The organism is Companilactobacillus paralimentarius (assembly GCF_963227125.1).
GTDB classification, from domain to species: domain Bacteria; phylum Bacillota; class Bacilli; order Lactobacillales; family Lactobacillaceae; genus Companilactobacillus; species Companilactobacillus paralimentarius.
The window spans coordinates 2033172-2051958 of sequence record NZ_OY724131.1 but is presented as its reverse complement, the minus strand read 5'-3'; the positions used below and the strand labels follow the sequence as shown (position 1 = coordinate 2051958).

Below are 18787 nucleotides of genomic sequence, written 5' to 3'. Positions count from 1 at the left end.
GAGGCATATATGCGAAAGATCGTAGTAAATATAATTTTTGCATTACTTGGTATCGCCGTCGGAATTACCGTTTTACCAAGTTTATGGGAAATTTCAGGTTTAGCAGGAATTGCTTTTGTTAATAACGGTTATTTTGATGGACTTATTGGATGTATTGTATTTTATTTCTTGTCATTCTTGTTTGTTAAACCAATTTTGGAATTAAATCAAAGAATTGAGAAGTATTTGAATTCTCGTTCACCAGGGTGGATCATTTATGGTGCTGGATTCTTAATTGGTGGTTTAGTATTAGCCAATATCATTTCCATACCTTTCTATATGATGAGTAACATGTTTTCAAATGTTATTCCCGTCATCTTAATGATCGTCTTTGGTTGGATCGGTTTCAGAATGGGAACAAGTCGTCGAAATGATTGGAGCAATTTCTCAATCACAAAACGTAATACTAAAGTTGCACCAGCGGCAGCTGAAAAGAATGAAGCTTTAGCTTCAGAAGGTGAAGTTACACGTCGTTCAGCTAAAAAAGATTACTATCCATACAAAATTTTGGATACATCGGTTGTTATTGATGGACGAATTCATCAATTAGCACACACTGGTTTTTTGGAAGGTAAGTTGATGATTCCTGATTTCGTTGTACATGAGTTGCAATTGATCTCAGATTCCAGCGATAATCAAAAACGTGAACGTGGTCGTCGTGGACTTGATATTTTAAATGAAATGAAAATGGATAAAGGTATCAACTACACAACTACAACACGCGATTATGATAATATTCCAGAAGTGGATATGAAATTACTTAAATTAGCTAAAGAAATCGGTGGTGCTGTCATCACAAATGATTATAATTTAAGTAAGGTAAGTGAATTTCAGAATGTTCAAGTACTTAACATTAACGAATTAGCCAAAGTTTTGAAACCTATGGTTTTGCCAGGAGAAACGATGACTGTTAAAGTTATAAAAGAGGGTACTGAAAGAGAGCAAGGTGTCGCATACCTAGAAGACGGTACAATGGTCGTTGTTGAAGAAGGTAAATACTTCATTGGCAAAGATGTTGAAGTCGTTGTAACTAGTGCATTGCAAACTGACGCTGGTAAGATGATATTTGCAAAACCTAAGCATTCAATACATGGTATCCAAGAAAAGAGCGATTCTAAAGAGAATTCAAATAACCATAATAACAACGGTGGTAACAAACGTAATAACCGCAATAATAATGGTAATAAGAATTCAAATAGAAATAACTCAAGAAGTAAAAGGGGAGAACAAAGAAATGGCAAAAAAGTCAGATAATAAAATTCGTGTAAGATATGCACCAAGTCCAACAGGTCACTTACATATTGGGAACGCTAGAACAGCTATCTTTAACTACCTATTCGCACGTAGTCACAAAGGTACTTTTGTAATTCGTATCGAGGATACAGATACAAAACGTAACGTTAAAGGTGGTACAAAGAGTCAATTAGAAAACCTTAAATGGCTTGGCGTTGATTGGGATGAAGGTCCAGATGTTGGTGGAGACTATGGTCCTTATCGCCAATCAGAAAGAAAAGAAATTTATCAAAAATATATTGATGAATTGCTAGAAAAAGGCTTGGCTTACAAATCATATCTGACTGAAGAACAACTAACAAAGATGCGTGAAGACCAAGAAGCTCATGGTCAAATGCCTCATTACGAATACGAATTCGAAGGTATGTCTGAAGAAGAAAAGGCAGCCAAGATCAAAGAAGCTGAAGATGCTGGTTTACAACCAGTTGTTCGTTTCCACGTACCAGTTGGTAAGAACTACGAATGGGACGATATCGTAAAGGGTAAAGTTTCAATCGGTTCAGATACTATCGGTGGCGATTGGGTTATCCAAAAACGTGATGGTATGCCTACATACAACTTTGCCGTTGTTATTGATGACCATTTGATGGAAATCAGTCATGTTCTTCGTGGTGATGACCATGTTGCCAATACACCAAAACAATTGATGATTTATGAAGCATTAGGCTGGGAAGCACCTAAGTTTGGCCATATGACATTGATCATTAATACTGAAACTGGTAAGAAATTAAGTAAACGTGATGAATCAATTCTCCAATTCATCGAACAATATCGTGAATTAGGTTACTTACCAGAAGCTATGTTTAACTTTATTGCTCTATTAGGTTGGTCACCAGTTGGTGAAGATGAATTATTTACACGTAAACAATTTATCAAGATCTTTGATGAACATCGTCTAAGCAAATCACCAGCTAAGTTTGATCAAAAGAAACTAGAATGGGTCAACAACCAATACGTTAAGCACGCTGATGTTAGTGAGATCACTGACTTAGTACTAGCTAACTTGGTTGAAGCCAAACGAGTTTCAGAAGATCCAACTACAGATGAAATTCAATGGGTAAGACATTTAACAGAACTATACATGCCACAAATGAGTTATACACAACAAATCATTGATTTGGCAGATGTCTTCTTCAATCAACCAGAACATCTAACAGATGACGAGCAAAAAGAATTAGAAGATGATGATGCAAAGACAGCTATTGAAGATTTGAAAGGTAAGCTAGAAAAATTACCTCGTTTCACAGCTGCCCAAATTATGGATGCTATTCAATCAGTTAGAGCTGATACTGGTGTTAAGGGTAGAAAACTATACATGCCAGCAAGAATTGCAACTACAAGAACAATGCATGGTCCAGCAATTGCTGAAACAATCGAATTATTTGGTAAGAAACAAGCCTTAGCAAATATCGATAAGACATTGGCTGAAATGAAATAGGCAAGGGTTTTAAGATACAAAATAAATAAAACAAAAAGAGGTTGAAGGAAAACTTAGTTTTGCCTCAACCCCTTTTTTATATAGGTGAAGATTATGTTAAAAATATTCAACACATTAACACGCCAAAAAGAAGAATTTAAACCATTAACACCTAATGAAGTAAAAATGTATGTCTGTGGACCAACGGTGTATAACTATATCCACATTGGAAATGCTCGCTCAATCGTGGCTTTTGATACAGTTCGTCGTTATTTAGAATTTTTAGGTTACAAGGTAAAATTTGTTTCTAATTTTACAGATGTTGACGATAAGATGATCAAAGAGGCCAATCGTGAAGGTATTACTGTACCTGAAGTAGCGGACCGTTTTATCAAAGCCTTCTATGAAGATATTGCAGCTATCAATGTTCAAAAAGCCACTATCAATCCGAGAGCTACAGATAATATTCAAGAGATTATTGATTTTGTCAAAGCTTTAATCGATAAGGGTTATGCCTATGAATCTGATGGGGATGTTTTCTATCGTGCTAGAAAGTTCCAGCATTATGGTGAATTGTCTGATCAAAACATCGACCAATTAGTTGAAGGTGCTAGTGAACATATTGGTGAAACTGAATTCGACAAGAAACAAGATCCAATTGATTTCGTTTTGTGGAAGAAAGCTAAGCCAAATGAGATTAAGTGGGATTCTCCATGGGGAGAAGGCCGTCCAGGTTGGCATATTGAATGTTCAGTTATGTCGACTAAGTACTTAGGTGATACTTTTGATATTCATGGTGGTGGCCAAGATTTGGAGTTCCCTCATCATGAAAATGAAATTGCCCAAAGTGAAGCTAAAACTGGTCAGAAATTTGTTAACTACTGGATGCATAATGGTTTTGTCACTGTTGAGAATAACGAAAAGATGAGTAAGTCACTCGGTAACTTTGTAACAGTGCACGATCTTGTTCAAAAGACTAATCCACAAGTATTGCGTTTCTTCTTGTCATCAACACATTATCGTCGTCCACTTGAATACTCAGAAAAGAACTTACAAAAGGCAGCTGATAATCTTGAGAAAATCAAGACGGCTTACAATAACTTGAAGTTCCGACTTGATGGTGCTACTGATGAGACTGATGATATTCAAGCAAAGGTTGAACAAATTGTGGCTGATTTCAAAGCAGCAATGAACGATGATTTCAATGTTCAAAATGGTTTGACAGAAATCTTTAATCTAGTTAGTTTAGCTAATAACTATTCCGCTCAAGACGAGGTAGCGAAGACTAGTGTCGAATTGATTCTTAAGACTTTGACTGAATTGACAAGTATCTTAGGGATCAAATTGGATGAACAAAAAGACCTTTCCAAAGAAATTCAAGAAATGGTCGATCAACGTGACCAAGCTCGTGCAGATAAAGATTTTGCGACAAGTGATAAATTACGTGATCAATTAAAAGAAATGGGTGTAATCCTTGAAGATACACCACAAGGAACACGGTGGCATATTAATGACTGATGTTAAACAATTTAATGGAGTAACTTTGGCATATTTAGGAGATGCGGTCTACGAAGTCTTTATTCGTGAACATCTTTTAGGTAAAAATATTACCAAAGTTAATGAACTACAAAAACAAGCCAAACACTACGTTTCCGCTAAAGCTCAAGCATCATTGATTACTTTGATGATGGATAAGGGAATTCTTTCTGATGAAGAAATCAGAATTTATAAAAACGGACGTAATGCTAAAAAATATACTAAAGCTAAGAATACAAGTGTCGTCACTTATCATATGTCTACAGGTTTTGAAGCACTTTTTGGTTATTTAGATATTACCGGCAACAAAGACCGAGTTGTAGAATTAGCACAATGGTGCATAAATGAAGTAGAAGTGGGTGAAGCAGATGACAGAAAATTCGAATAAACGCAACAACAGTAGTAATAATTTAGAAGAAAACGAATTAGTTTATGGTGTACATTCAGTAATTGAATTATTGAAGTCCGCTACAGCTGATCAACGTGTTAACAAAGTTTTGGTTCAAAAGGGACTTTCTAGTGAACATATCGCTGAAGCTATCAAGTTAGCTAAACGTGATCGTTTGATTGTTCAAGAAGTACCTAAGAATAAGTTAGATGATATTAGTAACGGTGGTAATCATCAAGGGATGGCTGCTTATGTGGCTCCCTATCAATACGCTGAAATGGAGGATATCTTCAAGAGCGCCGAAAAAAAGGGTACTGATCCATTCATTTTGATTTTGGATAAAATTGAAGATCCCCATAATCTAGGTTCAATCATGCGTACGGCTGATGCCGTCGGTGTGGATGGAATTATTGTTCCTAAGCATCGTTCAACCGGTTTAACTTCAACGGTTGCTAAGACATCAACAGGTGCCATTGAACACGTGCCAGTCGTTCGTGTAACTAATTTAGTTAATACCATCAAAGATCTAAAGAAACGTAACGTTTGGGTCTTTGGTACAGCTATGGAAGGTGACAACTATCGTAACTGGAACGCCAAAGGAGCAGTTGCTCTAATTATTGGTAACGAAGGTAAAGGTATTTCACCATTAGTGTTGAAACAAGCTGATCAAACTTTGAATATTCCGATGGTTGGACATGTCCAAAGTTTGAACGCCTCAGTTGCAACAGGTATCCTGTTGTACCAAGCTTTTGCTTCACGTAATGTTTAATTGGATAATTCTAAGTGAGATAAATTCTTGCTTAGAATTTTTTTATTAAAGATTTTAAAATTATTCATAAAATGATTTTTCATATGCACATTTAAATTATTGTAAACAAGTGTTCGCTTAAATTTACTTTGAGTGGGTGGTACTTTTAAATTACAAAATTATTATTCGTAAAAAAGTGAAATGAAAGTTGAACAAGAAAACCAATGGATTGAATTGATTAGAGAGAAAGATGACTCGATAGCATTAGATAGACTGGTCAGAAGATATCGACCAATGATCGATAATATGTATATTAAGTATTTCATTGATGGTTATGATCGTAATGATTGGTATCAGGAAGCCTTTTTAGTGTGTTATCAAACTTGTAAATTATTTGATGGAAATAGTGGTTCCAAGTTCGGCAGTTTTTTTAAATTAAAATTTCAGAATCATATTATAGATATTATCAGGCGCGAAAATGCTATCAAACGTAAAGCTAATCAAGGAACAGAGTCATATGATAAGTTGCTTGATAAGGGTAAATTCGATGATAAAGTTGCTGAAGACAATGATAGTATTGACGTTTCTAATCAACTGGAAAAAATTATTACTAAAATGAGTGGTATAGAATTGGTGGCTTTCCAATTTTTATTAGGGAAAGTCTCACTGCATGAGGCTTGTACTGAAGCTCGTTGTGATATAAAGCAGATTGTACAGGCTGCTAACCGATGCAAAAAGAAGATAAAACGTGATCAGAAACTATAGTCATGTGAGATTGCAATGGACAAAACTACTTCCAGAGTTTACAATTAATAAGATTAAAACAAATTAGTTTTGGAGATAAACATGGGATTAAGAAAAGTCGCCCTTGCTTGTACTGTTTGTGGCTCACGTAACTACACAATTACTGAGAACCCAAATAGAACAGAACGTCTAGAAGTTAAAAAGTTCTGTAAGCATTGTGGTAAACATACACTACATAAAGAAACAAGATAACTCTGGAGGATTACATGAAACTATTTAAATTTTTTGGTAGCGTCAAAGATGAAATGAAATTAGTTGTTTGGCCTACATTCAAAGAAAATAGACGTGATACATGGACCGTTATTGGTACTTCATTGATGTATGCAATCTTCTTTGCATTAGTTGATTGGGGTCTAATTACATTATTGCAACATTTCGTAATGGGTAAATAGATTGTAAGTACGCAAAAAATTTGCTATTATGGAATTAACGGAAAAAACTTCGACTTGGTTCGGAGTTTTTTTATTTTGAATTTTGGAGGAAATTATGGCTGAAGCTGGCGAAAAACAATGGTATGTTCTACATACCTATTCAGGATATGAAAATAAAGTTAAGGAAAATCTAGAATCACGTGCCCAATCAATGGGTATGGAAGATTACATTTTCCGTGCAGTTGTTCCTGAAGAAGAAGAAACAAAAATGAAAAACGGTAAAGAAAAGAAAGAAATGGAAAAAACTTTCCCTGGCTACGTTTTAGTAGAAATGGTTATGTCTGATGAATCATGGTTCATCGTTCGTAATACACCAGGTGTTACTGGATTTGTCGGCAGTCACGGTTCTGGTAGTAAACCTGCACCACTATTACCTGAAGAAATTGATAACATCTTAAGTCAATTTGGTATGAGCGCACAAAACCAACCATCTGACTTTGAAGTTGGTGAAACAGTTAAGATCACTGACGGTGCTTTCTCAGATACAACCGGTAAAATTACTGAAATTGATGATGAACACAGAAAACTTAAAGTTGATGTTGATATGTTTGGTCGTATGACTTCAGCTGAAGTTGACTTTACATCAGTTGAAAAACAAAAATAGTTATTGATAAGACGAGTAGACCGTGCTACTATAAAACGGTATGTTTTTGACACATACATGTGGGAGAGAAAATTTAGATTCTCATCATGACCACATCACGGAACAAGGAGGTATGCACCGTGGCTAAAAAAGTTGCTAACGTAGTAAAATTACAAATCCCTGCTGGACAGGCTACTCCAGCTCCTCCAGTTGGTCCTGCTTTAGGACAAGCTGGTATTAACATTGTTGCCTTTACAAAAGACTTCAATGCACGTACACAAGATCAAAAGGGTATGATTATCCCTGTTGTTATCTCAGTATATGAAGACCGTTCATTCGATTTCGTTACTAAGACACCACCAGCTGCAGTTCTATTGAAGAAAGCTGCTGGCGTTGAAAAGGGCTCTGGCGAACCTAACACAAATAAGGTTGCCACAGTTACTGAAGACCAAGTTCGCGAAATTGCTGAAACCAAGATGAAAGACCTAAACGCTGCAAATGTTGAATCTGCAATGCGTATGGTTGCTGGTACTGCAAGAAGTATGGGCTTTGAAGTAAAGTAAAAGACTAGATTTAAGCAGTTTACAGGGATGTGAAAGCATTCTTAACAAGTGGGAGGAGAAAATTTGATTCTCCGAAAGACCACAAAGCAAGGAGGAACTTAGCATGGCTAAGCATGGAAAAAAATATTTAGAAGCAATGAAACAAGTCGATAAAGACAAGAAATACTCTGCTACAGAAGCTGTTGACTTACTTAAGAAGGTTAACTACGCTAAATTTGACGCAACTGTTGAAGTTGCAATTAATTTGGATGTAGATCCTAAGCAAGCTGATCAACAAATTCGTGGCGCTCTAGTACTACCTAATGGTACTGGTAAGACACAAAAGGTTATCGTTTTCGCTGAAGGCCAACAAGCAAAGGATGCAGAAGCAGCCGGTGCTGATGTTGTTGGTTCAGATGACCTTGTTGAAAAGATCCAAGACGGCTGGTTAGACTTTGATGTTGCCGTTGCTACACCACCTATGATGGCTAAAGTTGGTCGTTTAGGTCGTGTTCTTGGACCTAAAGGTTTGATGCCAAACCCTAAGACAGGTACAGTTACAATGGATGTTACAAAGGCTGTTAATGATATTAAAGCCGGACAAGTTACATACCGTGTTGATTCAAATGGTCTTATCCACGCACCAATTGGTAAGCTGTCATTTGATACAGACAAGATTGCAGCTAACTTCGATGCATTTTATGGTGCAATCGTTAAAGCTCGTCCTGCATCACTTAAAGGTAATTATGTAACAAGTGTTAACTTGACATCTACATTTGGACCTGGTCTAAAGATTAACGCTTAATGTTGACTAATAACCAAAATAATGATAAATTAGTATAGTTGATTTCTACCGAAGACTCAGGTGATGAAAGTCTTAATATCCTGCCGAGGCCAGAAGATTATTTCACTTAATCTCTGTGTCCCTTGGGCACAGAGATTTTATTTTTTAAGCCGAAATTTGTAGATATTAACTAAAAAATTGTGGAGGTGAAACGTAATAATGAAGCAAGAAGTATTAGCACAAAAACAAGCACAAGTTGATGAAATTGCTAAGCAACTTACAGGCGCAAAGTCAGTCATCGTTGTTGACTACTTAGGTCTAACTGTTGAACAAGCAACAGAAATGCGTGCTGAATTACGTGAACAAAATGCTACTATGCAAGTTGTTAAGAATACAATCTTGAGACGTGCAGCTGAAAAAGCTGGTGTTGAAGGTCTAGAGAAGTTCTTCGTTGGACCTACAGCTATTGCTTACTCTGAAGAAGATCCTGTTGGACCTGCTAAGATCGCTGCTAAATTTGCTAAAGATGTTGACGCCGTTGAAATTAAGGGTGGAATCATTGAAGGTAAAGCCGCAACTCTTGATCAAATTCAAGAACTTGCAACATTACCAGACAGAGATGGTATGCTATCAATGTTGGTATCTGTATTACAAGCTCCTGTTCGTGACTTCGCTATGGTTGTTAAGGCCGTTGCAGATAAAGAAGACGCTGGACAAGAAGCATAATTAATAAAAAAAACTCATAATATTTGGAGGATACAATAATGGCTTTAGATACACAAAAGATTATCGATGATTTAAAAGATGCTTCAATTCTAGAACTAAACGACCTTGTTAAGGCTATCGAAGAAGAATTCGATGTTAAGGCTGCTGCTCCAGTTGCTGCTGCCGGTGCTGCTGGTGGCGACGCTGCTGCAGAAAAGGACTCATTCGACGTTGAACTTACAGAAGCAGGTCAAGAAAAGGTTAAGGTTATCAAGGAAGTTCGTGGTATCACAGGACTTGGCTTGAAGGACTCAAAGGACCTTGTTGATGGTGCTCCTAAGGTTATCAAGGAAGGCGTTGCTAAGGCTGACGCTGACGAAATGAAGACAAAGCTAGAAGCTGTTGGTGCAACAGTTACATTGAAGTAATTCACTTTAATGATAAAATTAATCCTCGTAAGAGGATTTTTTTTTACCCTCAAATAGAGAAAGGGGAAAATTATGGCTAATCAGTATTTTGATAATACACCAGATCTAGAACATGAATTAAAAAAGTTCGATTTTACGCTTAGAAACCATAATCTTAAATTTATTTCTGATAGTGGAGTTTTTTCACGTCAAACAATTGACTATGGTTCAAGAGTTTTAATTGAAGCAATTGATTTTCAAAGTATTCCTGAAGGTGATATTTTGGATGTTGGTTGTGGATATGGACCTATTGGCTTAGCTTTGGCTAAAGAACAAAAGTCTCGTCAAGTTACAATGGTTGACGTTAATCTTAGAGCCTTAGACTTAGCTAAACAAAATGCGGCTAACAATAGTATCGAAAACGTAGATATTTTTGAATCAGATGTCTATAAAGATGTCGATAAAAAATATGCATTGATTGTTTCGAATCCACCAGTTCGTGCGGGTAAGAATGTTGTTACCGCAATTTTGGAGGAGTCTAAGAACTACTTGTTGAATAGTGGTGAGCTTTGGATCGTTTTACAAAAGAAGCAAGGTGCACCATCAGCTAAGAAGTTGATGGAGAAGACTTTTGGCAATGTTGAAATTGTTGTTCGAGATAAAGGTTATTATATTTTAAAAAGTAAATTGATTTAAATTTTTGCTCAATATGGTATATTTTGTGTTGGAGGCGTTTACATATGAAGAAGAAATTAATTATTTTGACGATATTATCCGCCGTTTCAGCGGGATCATTTTTTGCAGTACGTAAATTGAATCATTTTATGAAAGATAAGGCTGTCAAACAAGACCGTAAGAAATTAGAGTCCTTGGTTGATAAATATCTGCATGGCAACGAAAAACTACTGGAATTTGTTGGGACTTTATCAGATGAACAAGTCAAAGAATTGGTTGAAATATTAGATTCAATTCAAAGACAAAGAGATCAATTAAAGTTGAAATCACCAGCAATTCCAGAATATTTGGAAAAGAAAGTGACTCAATTACTCAATTAATATGATATTTTCAGAAGAAAAAATAGATAATTACATGGATCTAGCATTGAATGAAGCTAAAAAAGCCGGTGAACGTAAAGAGGTTCCGATTGGTTGTATTATCGTTGATAATCAAACTGGTGAGGTGATTTCAGTAGGTTCAAATGAACGTGAGGAAACTCAGAATGCTATCAAACATGCGGAGATTATTGCAATCGAAGCAGCCTGTGCAAAAGTAGGCAGTTGGCGTTTGGAGCACACGAGCTTATTTGTGACTTTGGAACCATGTCCAATGTGCGCTGGTGCTATTATCAATAGTCGGATCGAAGAGGTTATTTTTGGTGCCAGTGATCCTAAGGCTGGTTCAGTTGGTTCAATTAATAACTTGTTGGCGGAGACAAGGTACAATCATCAACCAGAGGTTCTCAGTGGTGTTAAAGAACAAGAAGCTGGAGATCTTTTAAGAAATTTCTTTAGAGAAATTCGCCGCAAAAAGTAGAAAAAAACTATTATTTATAGTATGATAGTTATTGCCGCAAGGCCTTAGGGCAATGATGCTCTTGTGAACTGTGTCAGATCCGGAAGGAAGCAGCACTAAGCAGGGTGTGTCATGTGCCTTTTGTTATGCATATAAGCCTCCTAACCAATTTGGTTAGGAGTTTTTTTGTGGTTATTTTGAAATATGATGTAATTTTTTACCAAGCAGTATTTGTCAAAAATCTTGTGGTAAAATTTATATATTAGATTTTTAAAGGAGATAAAATGGCATATCAAGCACTTTATCGAGTTTGGCGTCCCCAAACTTTTTCTGATGTAATCGGCCAAGATGTTATTACTCAGACACTACGCAATGCGGTTGCTAGTCAGATGACCAGTCATGCGTATTTGTTCAGTGGTCCACGTGGTACTGGTAAGACATCCTGTGCCAAAATTTTAGCCAAAGCGGTGAATTGTCTTAATCCACATGATGGCGAACCGTGCAATGAATGTGAAATTTGTAAAGCTGCAAATGAGAACCGTCTGAATGATGTAATTGAAATTGATGCGGCTTCTAACAACGGTGTTGAAGAGATCCGTGATATTAGAGACAAAGTAAAATACGCACCAACCGAAGCCAAGTTTAAAGTTTACATTATTGATGAAGTTCATATGCTTTCACAAGGTGCCTTCAATGCTTTATTGAAGACTTTGGAAGAACCACCAGCTAATGTCATGTTCATTTTGGCTACAACCGAACCACAAAAGATTCCTGCAACAATTATTTCTAGAACACAGAGTTTCAATTTCCGTCGTATTTCACGTCAGGATATTTTGAAACGAATGGAATTTATTTTAAATGATAAGAATATCAAATATGATGAAGAAGCTTTAAATATTATCGCTGCTTCCGCTGAGGGTGGAATGCGTGATGCTTTGAGTATTTTGGATCAGGCTTTGTCATATGGTGATGATGAATTAACCTTGAAGAATGCCCAAGAAGTAACGGGTGCTTTGAGTAATGAACAGATTGTTTCCTATATGACAGCTATTGCTGAAAATAATCCAGCTGAAGCTTTAACTAATCTGTATCAGATTTTAGCTAGTGGACGTTCAGCATTACGTTTTACGGAAATGATTATTCGTGTTTGTCGAAATCTGATTTTGTATAATTCGGATTCAGATTTATCTAGTAAAATGGATAAGTCAGTGATGACTGATGAGTTATTAGCTATTTCAGATAAGTTTGACAATTCACGCCTGTTTTATATAGTTGATCAAGTCAGTGCAACGCAAAAGAATTTGAAAAATTCGAATCAAACTGATATTTATATGGAAATCTTGACCGTTAAAATCAGTGAGCCAAAGATTGTTCAACAAAGTACAGCACCGGCAGCAACCAATGAAACTAGTGATAATCAGGTTGGCAGTGCTGAATTAGATAAGTTGAGAGATGAAGTTTCACATTTACAAAATGAAGTAAAGGATCTTTCAACTGGAACTGTGGTTAAAAAAACTGAGCCTAAGAAGACTCGGCGTCGAGCTAATACTAATGCTCGGTTAAATAAGACGGCTATCTATAAAGTTTTGGGTAGTGCCACTAAAAAAGATCTAATGGCTGCCAAAGAAATTTGGCCCGATTTAATGAGTATGCTTTCAATAACTCAACGTGCTATGATGAAGGTCGCCGAACCTGTGGCTGCGTCATCTGAAGGAGTTGTTGTAGCCTTTGATTATGAGATGTGGTTTGAACAGGCTCAAGATGATTCAGAATTTTTAAAAGAATTAGAGAACAATGTCAGTCGTCTGATGAAGAAGGATTCTCAAATTGTTTTAGTTCCTAAAGCTGACTGGCCAAAGATTCGTAAAGAATATATTGACAATAATATTGATTTAAACAATCAAGGCAATGTAGAATCAAAGCAAGAACCAAAAAAGAAAACTGATCCCACCGTTGATGAAGCTGTAAAATTGTTTGGTGACGATATAGTTGATATAAAAAATGACTAGGAGGAATTATTTATGAGTAAAGGTATGCCAAATATGGGTGGAATGGGTGGAAACATGGCTAACATTATGCGCCAAGCCCAAAAGATGCAAAAAGAAGTTCAAGCAACAACTGAAGAACTTAACAAAACAGAATATACAGGTAAGTCAGTTGATGATTTTGTCACAGTTAAGGTAACTGGTGATAAGAAAATTGCTGATATGACAATCAGTGAAAAGATTATTGATCCAGATGATCCAGACACTTTGCAAGATATGTTGATCGATGCTTTGAATAATGCCTTCGAAGCTGTTGATAATGATAAAGAAGCTAAATTAGGTAAATACACAAACGGGTTGATGTAATGAAATATCCAGAACCAATATCTAAATTAATTGATAGCTATATGATGCTACCAGGAATTGGTCGCAAAACTGCAACCAGAATGGTATTCTTTACACTTGGAATGGATAAAGACCAAGTACAAGAGTTTGCCGATAATTTAATTTCCGCAAAGACAGATTTAAAGAGTTGTAGAATTTGTGGAAATATTACTACTGAGGATATTTGTAATATATGTAGTGATAAGAGTCGTGATCAGTCAGTTATTTTAGTCGTTGAACAAGCTAAAGATATTATGTCTTTGGATGATATGAATGGTTATAACGGTCTGTATCACGTTCTAGGAGGGGTCTTATCGCCAGTCGATGGAGTTGGCCCAGAAGATTTGAATATTAAGTTGTTGCTGAATCGCTTAAAGACTAATCAGAATGTTAAAGAATTAATTATTGCAACTAATGCGACGCCAGAAGGAGAAGCAACTGCTCAATATTTAGCCAAATTAGTTAAGCCAGCAGGAATAAAAGTAACTAGATTAGCACATGGATTAGCTGTTGGATCTGATATTGAATATGCGGATGAAATGACTTTGAAGAGTGCGGTTCTAGGTCGCAGGGAGATTTAACATGTTTGGTAGAAAAAAGATATCTGTCCAAAAAATGGAAGATGATCGCCTCTTAGATAATATTCATCAGATTCAACAAAGAATCGGTAATACACAGAGAATGATGAATAATTCAGTTGATATCGATGATACGACAAGAATCAAGTTAAAACTCGATCAATTGAAGTATCAATTTTTGTATCTAGAAGCAAGAAGAAGAAAAGCTAAAGCTAAGGCTACGACAAATATTATTTTCGGAGATGAGGATACATTTTTGAAGCAACCTAGCCGTGCTGAAAAACACTGGTAATACAGATGGCATGCCGTCGTCCGCTTGCTTAGTTTCAGTTAATTCGAAAATTAAAAAACAGTATCTATTTAGAATTCCGTTAGTGCGTATAAAATATACGTATGGAGTTTCTAAATAGATACTGTTATTTTTTTACTTTAAATATTAGAAAATTAGATGATTAAATAGAATGGATTCAGTCCAGACCAATCGAACTTGTTGTGGAGAACTGTATACTTCAGTTGTCATTCTCTTAGAATAATATCTTAGGAAGTTTCATTTATTTCCAATTTCAAGTAAAATAGTAGTAATCATCTAGGAGAGATATTATATGCCAGGAATATTTATTTCGTTTGAAGGACCAGATGGAGCTGGTAAAACGACAGCTCTGAAAAAAATTATGCCACTGTTGCAGGCCAAAACTGATAAGGAAATTGTCTTATCAAGAGAGCCTGGTGGTAGTCAAATTTCTGAAAAAATCAGAAAAATCATTTTGGATATTCATGATGAAGAGATGGATGCCAGAACAGAAGCATTATTGTATGCAGCAGCTAGACGTCAACACTTAATTGATGTAATTTTACCAACCTTAGCTGAAGGTAAAATTATGTTGAGTGATAGATTTGTGGACAGTTCAATTGCTTATCAAGGCGGTGGACGCCAGATCGGTACTAAAGAGGTCGCTGATATTAATAACTTTGCGATTGAGGGACATTTGCCAGATTTAACAATTTACTTTGACGTGACTCCCGATGTAGGATTAGCTCGAATCAAAAAAGATCATGCTGGACAGATGGATCGTTTAGAAAAAGCTGCTATGAGTTTCCACGAACGTGTCTATGATTCTTACAAAGAAGTTGTTAGGGATAACAGTGAACGTATCAAGACGGTTGATGCAGCTCAAGCACCTGATAAAGTAGTTCAGGATGCTGTTGAAATTATTGTGCAAAGATTTCCTAATATTTTTACTAAAGGAGAATAACTATGAAATTAATTTTAGCCATCATTCAAGATAAAGATAGTCAACAACTACAAGAAAAGCTTGTTAAAGGTGGTTTTAGAGCCACTCAATTACCATCTACTGGTGGTTTCTTGAAGGCTGGTAATTGTACCTTTATTATCGGTGTTGAAGAAGAGAAGGTTGATGAGGCCTTAGCAATCATTAAGAAGAATTGTCATACACGTTCTCAATACGTTACACCAACATTCTTAATGCCAGAAGCTGCTTCTAGTTTGGCTGAACCTATTGAAGTTCAAGTCGGCGGTGCTACTTGTTTCATTTTACCAGTTGATAAATTCGTGAGATTCTAGAAATGGAAAATTTACAAACTGAGCAGCCTAAAGTTGTTCAAGAATTTCAAAAAATTATTTCTTCCAATATGTTGTCGCACGCTTATTTGATTGACAGTGCTTCTTCCAAGGTTAGACAGCAAATGGCTATTTGGTTAGCCCAGAGTCAATTTTGCGAGAATCTTCAAAACGGCGCTCCTGATCAAACTTGCCAAAAATGTCGTACAATTGCCCTTGGGGATAATCCAGATGTTTTAGAGGTGGAAACCGAGAAGCAGAGTATCGGAGTCGATGATATTAAATTCTTTAAAAAAGAAGCTAATATGACGGCAACGCAAGGTAAAAGACGAATTTTGATCATCGATGAGGCTGAGAAGATGACCAATGCGGCCAGTAATAACTTGTTAAAAACGATTGAAGAACCAGAGGGTAATCTGATGATTATTTTACTGGCTGATTCTGCAAAACAACTTTTGCCAACAATTCAATCACGTGTCCAAATATTTCATTTATCGAATAAAAGTAATGAAGATGAAATTGAAAGTTTAATTAATGAAGGCTTTAAAAAAGAACAAGCCGAGGATGCCTTGAAAGTCACCGATATTAAATATTTGGAAAGTATTACAGCTGATAAATACCAATCACTATTGATTGCAATCACGAATTGGTTAAAAGAAATCAATAAACAAAAAATAAATAGTTTTATCGATATTCAGACTGATATCATGCCTTTAGTAGAGAATAAAAATCAGCAACATTTGGTTTTCGACATGTTGAATCAAATGTTTAGTGATATATTATCAATTAGGTACAATTTAGAAAAATCAACATTAACGACAGAAGATTTACTCTCAAATAAAGGAATCAAAAAAGTTGTAGGGATGTCTGATGACTTATTCACAGCTGAACAAATGTGGAAAAGTAATGTATCGTTTCAAGCAATTTTAGAAGATTTGTCATTAAAATTTGTGGATTAGTAGGTGAAATCATGGCAGAGAAAGATTTATATGATGAATTTGAAACAATCACAAATCAACTAAATGATATAAGTAAAAAAGTTTCTTTGCTAAAAGAGGAACTATCCGATACTTTGGAAAAGAACGAAGAGATTAAGTTGGAAAACCAAAATCTTCGCAAACATTTAGAAAAGGTTGGTTACGAGGAAAAGGATTTTAATGGTAACACGTTATCTGGTTCGCGATTGAATTTGGAAAAACTATATCGCAAGGGATTTCATGTTTGCCAACAATATTACGGTTCACACCGTGATAATGACGAAGAATGTCTTTTCTGCATGAACGTTTTATATGGAACTAACTGGAAAAAGAACAAAAAAGTTAAAAAGATTTAAGTAAGGGGAGCTATTTGAATGAAGGAACAAAAGAGTTTTGTTGATAATTCGAAGGGCTGCCTTTTTTTAGTGCCAACGCCCATTGGTAATTTAGAAGACATGACTTTTCGAGCTGTTAACACTTTGAAGGAAGCAGATCTAGTCGCAGCTGAGGATACACGTAATACTAAAAATTTATTAAATCATTTTGAAATACCAACAGAATTAATAAGTTTTCATGAACATAATACTGCTCAAAGGATTCCCGAATTAATTGAAAAAATGAATTCAGGTCTAAAAATCGCACAGGTTAGTGATGCTGGAGCTCCATCGATCAGTGATCCGGGTAAAGAGCTAGTTAAAGCTGCTATTAAGGAAGAAATTCCAGTAGTCCCACTACCAGGTGCTACGGCTTCAATAACGGCTCTAATAGCTTCTGGTATAGAACCACAGCCATTTTATTTCTTTGGCTTTTTACCTCGTAAGGGAAAAGAAAGAACAGAAGCTTTAGTGGATTTGGCTAATCGTAATGAAACAACAATTGTTTATGAATCGCCATATCGAGTGAAGAAGACGATTCAAGATTTAATTGCCAAGTTTGGTCCAGAGCGACAGATAACTTTGGCTCGTGAATTGACTAAGATTCACGAAGCTTTTTTACGTGGTAGTTTACAAGATGTCGCCCAATATTATGAAGAAAATGATCCTAAGGGTGAGTATGTTTTAATAATTGCAGGAAAACCGGCTGATCAAATGGAAACTAGTTCAGACGCTGATTTAGTGGCGGCAGTGGATAACTTGATAGACCACGGTAAGAAACCTAATAAGGCTATCAAAGAAGTAGCCGCTGACAATGGTTTGAAGAAACAAACGGTGTATAACCTTTATCATGGAATTGGAGAGGAAGAATAGTGACAGACAGAGAAACATATTCAATGGAAGTAGAAGTACCATATTATTTTGTCAATTTTACAGGTGATATCCGTTTATCAGCCTTGATTGACATTATGCTACTAACTTCCGAAAAACAATTACACCAAGCTGATGCTGATAGTACAGAGATGGTTATGAACAATGGCTTAGGATGGGTAGTTGTTCAATATCATATGGATATCAATCAAATGCCACATTTAGGACAAAAATTAAAAGTTACTACACAAGCAACAAGTTATAATAAGTACTTTTTCTATCGTGATTTCTGGGTTGAAGATATGGACGGTAATGTTATGGTCAAAGCCCAAAGTGCTTTTGTTTTGATTGATATTAAGGAGCGTAAAATCGTCAGTGCTGCAGATCGTTTGGAAAATAAATTTGGGGCTGAAGAGGTTAATCGAATTCAGAGATTTGCTCGTTTACGTGTACCCGAAGATTATGATTTCAAACAACCACAACATATCGGTTACTACAATATCGATGTTAATAAACATGTTAATAACTCTTACTATTTTGACTGGATGGTAGATACATTAGATACGGATTATATTGCCAGTCATCATTTGAAGAGTATGGACATTAAGTATGAAAAAGAACTTAATTTGGAAAGTGAACCATTGTCATTTGCTAAGGTAGATTCGGAAAACCACACATCAACTCATTGGATAAAGAATGGCGATACATTGAATGTTATTGCTCAATTGGGATGGGAAGATAAATAGGGATAGTGGTTCTTTAGTTTAGTTAGCATTTGATGCCATCCTCCACAAGGATTAGATAGTGTTCTGATTTTTTATTTTGCGGATTTTAATATCGACGAGAAAATG

Annotated in this window: 26 protein-coding genes, 1 other RNA gene and 1 other annotated feature; all 27 genes read left to right on the top strand. The window is 35.9% G+C overall.

The features are described 5' to 3' along the window. The first annotated feature begins 9 nt into the window (after positions 1–9). Entirely contained in the window at positions 10–1293 is a 1284-nt protein-coding gene (locus tag ACI6PB_RS10065) for a PIN/TRAM domain-containing protein (protein ID WP_404327378.1), read from the top strand. Then, positions 1274–2770, top strand: coding sequence for a glutamate--tRNA ligase (gene gltX / locus ACI6PB_RS10060; RefSeq protein ID WP_025085253.1), 1497 nt, complete (start codon positions 1274–1276; stop codon positions 2768–2770). Before ACI6PB_RS10065 ends, gltX begins: the two co-directional genes overlap by 20 nt. A 93-nt stretch (positions 2771–2863) precedes the next feature. Then, the gene (cysS, locus tag ACI6PB_RS10055) at positions 2864–4267 is read left to right on the top strand and encodes a cysteine--tRNA ligase (RefSeq protein ID WP_404327377.1); all 1404 of its coding nucleotides are present in this window, start codon (positions 2864–2866) and stop codon (positions 4265–4267) included. Next, a complete protein-coding gene (locus ACI6PB_RS10050) occupies positions 4260–4673 on the top strand; it encodes a Mini-ribonuclease 3 (protein WP_054642513.1) in 414 nt (137 codons plus the stop codon). Before cysS ends, ACI6PB_RS10050 begins: the two co-directional genes overlap by 8 nt. Next, positions 4654–5442 carry a 23S rRNA (guanosine(2251)-2'-O)-methyltransferase RlmB gene (gene rlmB, locus ACI6PB_RS10045; RefSeq protein WP_056955888.1) on the top strand — a complete coding sequence of 263 codons (789 nt, stop codon included), beginning with the start codon at positions 4654–4656 and terminating at the stop codon, positions 5440–5442. Before ACI6PB_RS10050 ends, rlmB begins: the two co-directional genes overlap by 20 nt. Positions 5443–5622: 180 nt before the next feature. Further along, positions 5623–6186 (top strand): sigma-70 family RNA polymerase sigma factor, encoded by a 564-nt coding sequence (locus ACI6PB_RS10040; protein WP_025085251.1) that lies wholly within the window; start codon positions 5623–5625, stop codon positions 6184–6186. An 81-nt stretch (positions 6187–6267) separates the two neighbouring features. Then, entirely contained in the window at positions 6268–6417 is a 150-nt protein-coding gene (gene rpmG / locus ACI6PB_RS10035) for a 50S ribosomal protein L33 (protein ID WP_075887434.1), read from the top strand. 14 nt (positions 6418–6431) lie between these two features. After that, entirely contained in the window at positions 6432–6617 is a 186-nt protein-coding gene (secE, locus tag ACI6PB_RS10030; protein WP_025085250.1) for a preprotein translocase subunit SecE, read from the top strand. A gap of 94 nt (positions 6618–6711) precedes the next feature. Continuing rightward, the gene (gene nusG, locus ACI6PB_RS10025) at positions 6712–7260 is read left to right on the top strand and encodes a transcription termination/antitermination protein NusG (protein WP_054642516.1); all 549 of its coding nucleotides are present in this window, start codon (positions 6712–6714) and stop codon (positions 7258–7260) included. 119 nt (positions 7261–7379) lie between these two features. Continuing rightward, a complete protein-coding gene (gene rplK, locus ACI6PB_RS10020) occupies positions 7380–7802 on the top strand; it encodes a 50S ribosomal protein L11 (RefSeq protein WP_025085249.1) in 423 nt (140 codons plus the stop codon). Positions 7803–7905: 103 nt separating this feature from the next. Continuing rightward, positions 7906–8586: a 50S ribosomal protein L1 gene (gene rplA / locus ACI6PB_RS10015; protein WP_025085248.1), complete on the top strand. Its 681-nt coding sequence runs from the start codon at positions 7906–7908 to the stop codon at positions 8584–8586. Between the two features lie 30 nt (positions 8587–8616). After that, positions 8617–8736 (top strand) — a sequence feature (ribosomal protein L10 leader region). A gap of 48 nt (positions 8737–8784) precedes the next feature. After that, the gene (rplJ, locus tag ACI6PB_RS10010) at positions 8785–9291 is read left to right on the top strand and encodes a 50S ribosomal protein L10 (RefSeq protein WP_025085247.1); all 507 of its coding nucleotides are present in this window, start codon (positions 8785–8787) and stop codon (positions 9289–9291) included. 38 nt (positions 9292–9329) lie between these two features. Further along, entirely contained in the window at positions 9330–9698 is a 369-nt protein-coding gene (rplL, locus tag ACI6PB_RS10005) for a 50S ribosomal protein L7/L12 (RefSeq protein ID WP_025085246.1), read from the top strand. Positions 9699–9770: 72 nt separating this feature from the next. Next, a complete protein-coding gene (locus ACI6PB_RS10000) occupies positions 9771–10373 on the top strand; it encodes a class I SAM-dependent methyltransferase (protein ID WP_025085245.1) in 603 nt (200 codons plus the stop codon). A gap of 44 nt (positions 10374–10417) precedes the next feature. Further along, the gene (locus ACI6PB_RS09995; protein ID WP_025085244.1) at positions 10418–10732 is read left to right on the top strand and encodes a hypothetical protein; all 315 of its coding nucleotides are present in this window, start codon (positions 10418–10420) and stop codon (positions 10730–10732) included. A gap of 1 nt (position 10733) precedes the next feature. Next, the gene (locus tag ACI6PB_RS09990; protein WP_025085243.1) at positions 10734–11210 is read left to right on the top strand and encodes a nucleoside deaminase; all 477 of its coding nucleotides are present in this window, start codon (positions 10734–10736) and stop codon (positions 11208–11210) included. Between the two features lie 38 nt (positions 11211–11248). Continuing rightward, an RNA gene (gene ffs, locus ACI6PB_RS09985) (signal recognition particle sRNA small type) lies at positions 11249–11345 on the top strand. 128 nt (positions 11346–11473) lie between these two features. Then, positions 11474–13198, top strand: a complete 1725-nt coding sequence (dnaX, locus tag ACI6PB_RS09980) for a DNA polymerase III subunit gamma/tau (protein ID WP_025085115.1) — start codon at positions 11474–11476, stop codon at positions 13196–13198. Between the two features lie 33 nt (positions 13199–13231). Then, positions 13232–13540, top strand: a complete 309-nt coding sequence (locus ACI6PB_RS09975; RefSeq protein ID WP_025085114.1) for a YbaB/EbfC family nucleoid-associated protein — start codon at positions 13232–13234, stop codon at positions 13538–13540. Continuing rightward, entirely contained in the window at positions 13540–14139 is a 600-nt protein-coding gene (gene recR, locus ACI6PB_RS09970) for a recombination mediator RecR (protein WP_404327376.1), read from the top strand. Before ACI6PB_RS09975 ends, recR begins: the two co-directional genes overlap by 1 nt. Position 14140: 1 nt before the next feature. After that, entirely contained in the window at positions 14141–14428 is a 288-nt protein-coding gene (locus ACI6PB_RS09965; protein WP_025085112.1) for a YaaL family protein, read from the top strand. 310 nt (positions 14429–14738) lie between these two features. Continuing rightward, positions 14739–15389, top strand: coding sequence for a dTMP kinase (tmk, locus tag ACI6PB_RS09960; protein WP_054642524.1), 651 nt, complete (start codon positions 14739–14741; stop codon positions 15387–15389). 2 nt (positions 15390–15391) lie between these two features. After that, a complete protein-coding gene (locus ACI6PB_RS09955) occupies positions 15392–15718 on the top strand; it encodes a cyclic-di-AMP receptor (protein ID WP_404327375.1) in 327 nt (108 codons plus the stop codon). 2 nt (positions 15719–15720) lie between these two features. Next, the gene (locus ACI6PB_RS09950; RefSeq protein ID WP_025085109.1) at positions 15721–16674 is read left to right on the top strand and encodes a DNA polymerase III subunit delta'; all 954 of its coding nucleotides are present in this window, start codon (positions 15721–15723) and stop codon (positions 16672–16674) included. 11 nt (positions 16675–16685) lie between these two features. Further along, on the top strand, positions 16686–17048 hold the full coding sequence (locus tag ACI6PB_RS09945; RefSeq protein ID WP_025085108.1) for a DNA replication initiation control protein YabA: 363 nt from the start codon (positions 16686–16688) through the stop codon (positions 17046–17048). 18 nt (positions 17049–17066) lie between these two features. Beyond that, positions 17067–17939 (top strand): 16S rRNA (cytidine(1402)-2'-O)-methyltransferase, encoded by an 873-nt coding sequence (gene rsmI, locus ACI6PB_RS09940; RefSeq protein WP_404278149.1) that lies wholly within the window; start codon positions 17067–17069, stop codon positions 17937–17939. Continuing rightward, positions 17939–18682: an acyl-[acyl-carrier-protein] thioesterase gene (locus ACI6PB_RS09935; RefSeq protein WP_025085106.1), complete on the top strand. Its 744-nt coding sequence runs from the start codon at positions 17939–17941 to the stop codon at positions 18680–18682. The genes rsmI and ACI6PB_RS09935 overlap by 1 nt, the downstream gene beginning before the upstream one ends. Positions 18683–18787: the final 105 nt, after the last annotated feature.

What these genes read in the sequence shown, in the direction of transcription:
- rpmG (WP_075887434.1), top strand. Translation starts at nt 6,268, where the DNA reads ATGGGATTAAGAAAAGTCGCCCTTGCTTGTACTGTTTGTGGCTCACGT.
- ACI6PB_RS10050 (WP_054642513.1), top strand. Translation starts at nt 4,260, where the DNA reads ATGACTGATGTTAAACAATTTAATGGAGTAACTTTGGCATATTTAGGA.
- ACI6PB_RS09965 (WP_025085112.1), top strand. Translation starts at nt 14,141, where the DNA reads ATGTTTGGTAGAAAAAAGATATCTGTCCAAAAAATGGAAGATGATCGC.
- cysS (WP_404327377.1), top strand. Translation starts at nt 2,864, where the DNA reads ATGTTAAAAATATTCAACACATTAACACGCCAAAAAGAAGAATTTAAA.
- ACI6PB_RS09990 (WP_025085243.1), top strand. Translation starts at nt 10,734, where the DNA reads ATGATATTTTCAGAAGAAAAAATAGATAATTACATGGATCTAGCATTG.
- secE (WP_025085250.1), top strand. Translation starts at nt 6,432, where the DNA reads ATGAAACTATTTAAATTTTTTGGTAGCGTCAAAGATGAAATGAAATTA.
- ACI6PB_RS09955 (WP_404327375.1), top strand. Translation starts at nt 15,392, where the DNA reads ATGAAATTAATTTTAGCCATCATTCAAGATAAAGATAGTCAACAACTA.
- dnaX (WP_025085115.1), top strand. Translation starts at nt 11,474, where the DNA reads ATGGCATATCAAGCACTTTATCGAGTTTGGCGTCCCCAAACTTTTTCT.
- ACI6PB_RS09950 (WP_025085109.1), top strand. Translation starts at nt 15,721, where the DNA reads ATGGAAAATTTACAAACTGAGCAGCCTAAAGTTGTTCAAGAATTTCAA.
- gltX (WP_025085253.1), top strand. Translation starts at nt 1,274, where the DNA reads ATGGCAAAAAAGTCAGATAATAAAATTCGTGTAAGATATGCACCAAGT.
- recR (WP_404327376.1), top strand. Translation starts at nt 13,540, where the DNA reads ATGAAATATCCAGAACCAATATCTAAATTAATTGATAGCTATATGATG.
- ACI6PB_RS09975 (WP_025085114.1), top strand. Translation starts at nt 13,232, where the DNA reads ATGGGTGGAATGGGTGGAAACATGGCTAACATTATGCGCCAAGCCCAA.
- ACI6PB_RS10040 (WP_025085251.1), top strand. Translation starts at nt 5,623, where the DNA reads ATGAAAGTTGAACAAGAAAACCAATGGATTGAATTGATTAGAGAGAAA.
- tmk (WP_054642524.1), top strand. Translation starts at nt 14,739, where the DNA reads ATGCCAGGAATATTTATTTCGTTTGAAGGACCAGATGGAGCTGGTAAA.
- rlmB (WP_056955888.1), top strand. Translation starts at nt 4,654, where the DNA reads ATGACAGAAAATTCGAATAAACGCAACAACAGTAGTAATAATTTAGAA.
- rplL (WP_025085246.1), top strand. Translation starts at nt 9,330, where the DNA reads ATGGCTTTAGATACACAAAAGATTATCGATGATTTAAAAGATGCTTCA.
- ACI6PB_RS10065 (WP_404327378.1), top strand. Translation starts at nt 10, where the DNA reads ATGCGAAAGATCGTAGTAAATATAATTTTTGCATTACTTGGTATCGCC.
- rplJ (WP_025085247.1), top strand. Translation starts at nt 8,785, where the DNA reads ATGAAGCAAGAAGTATTAGCACAAAAACAAGCACAAGTTGATGAAATT.
- ACI6PB_RS10000 (WP_025085245.1), top strand. Translation starts at nt 9,771, where the DNA reads ATGGCTAATCAGTATTTTGATAATACACCAGATCTAGAACATGAATTA.
- rsmI (WP_404278149.1), top strand. Translation starts at nt 17,067, where the DNA reads ATGAAGGAACAAAAGAGTTTTGTTGATAATTCGAAGGGCTGCCTTTTT.
- nusG (WP_054642516.1), top strand. Translation starts at nt 6,712, where the DNA reads ATGGCTGAAGCTGGCGAAAAACAATGGTATGTTCTACATACCTATTCA.
- rplA (WP_025085248.1), top strand. Translation starts at nt 7,906, where the DNA reads ATGGCTAAGCATGGAAAAAAATATTTAGAAGCAATGAAACAAGTCGAT.
- ACI6PB_RS09995 (WP_025085244.1), top strand. Translation starts at nt 10,418, where the DNA reads ATGAAGAAGAAATTAATTATTTTGACGATATTATCCGCCGTTTCAGCG.
- ACI6PB_RS09945 (WP_025085108.1), top strand. Translation starts at nt 16,686, where the DNA reads ATGGCAGAGAAAGATTTATATGATGAATTTGAAACAATCACAAATCAA.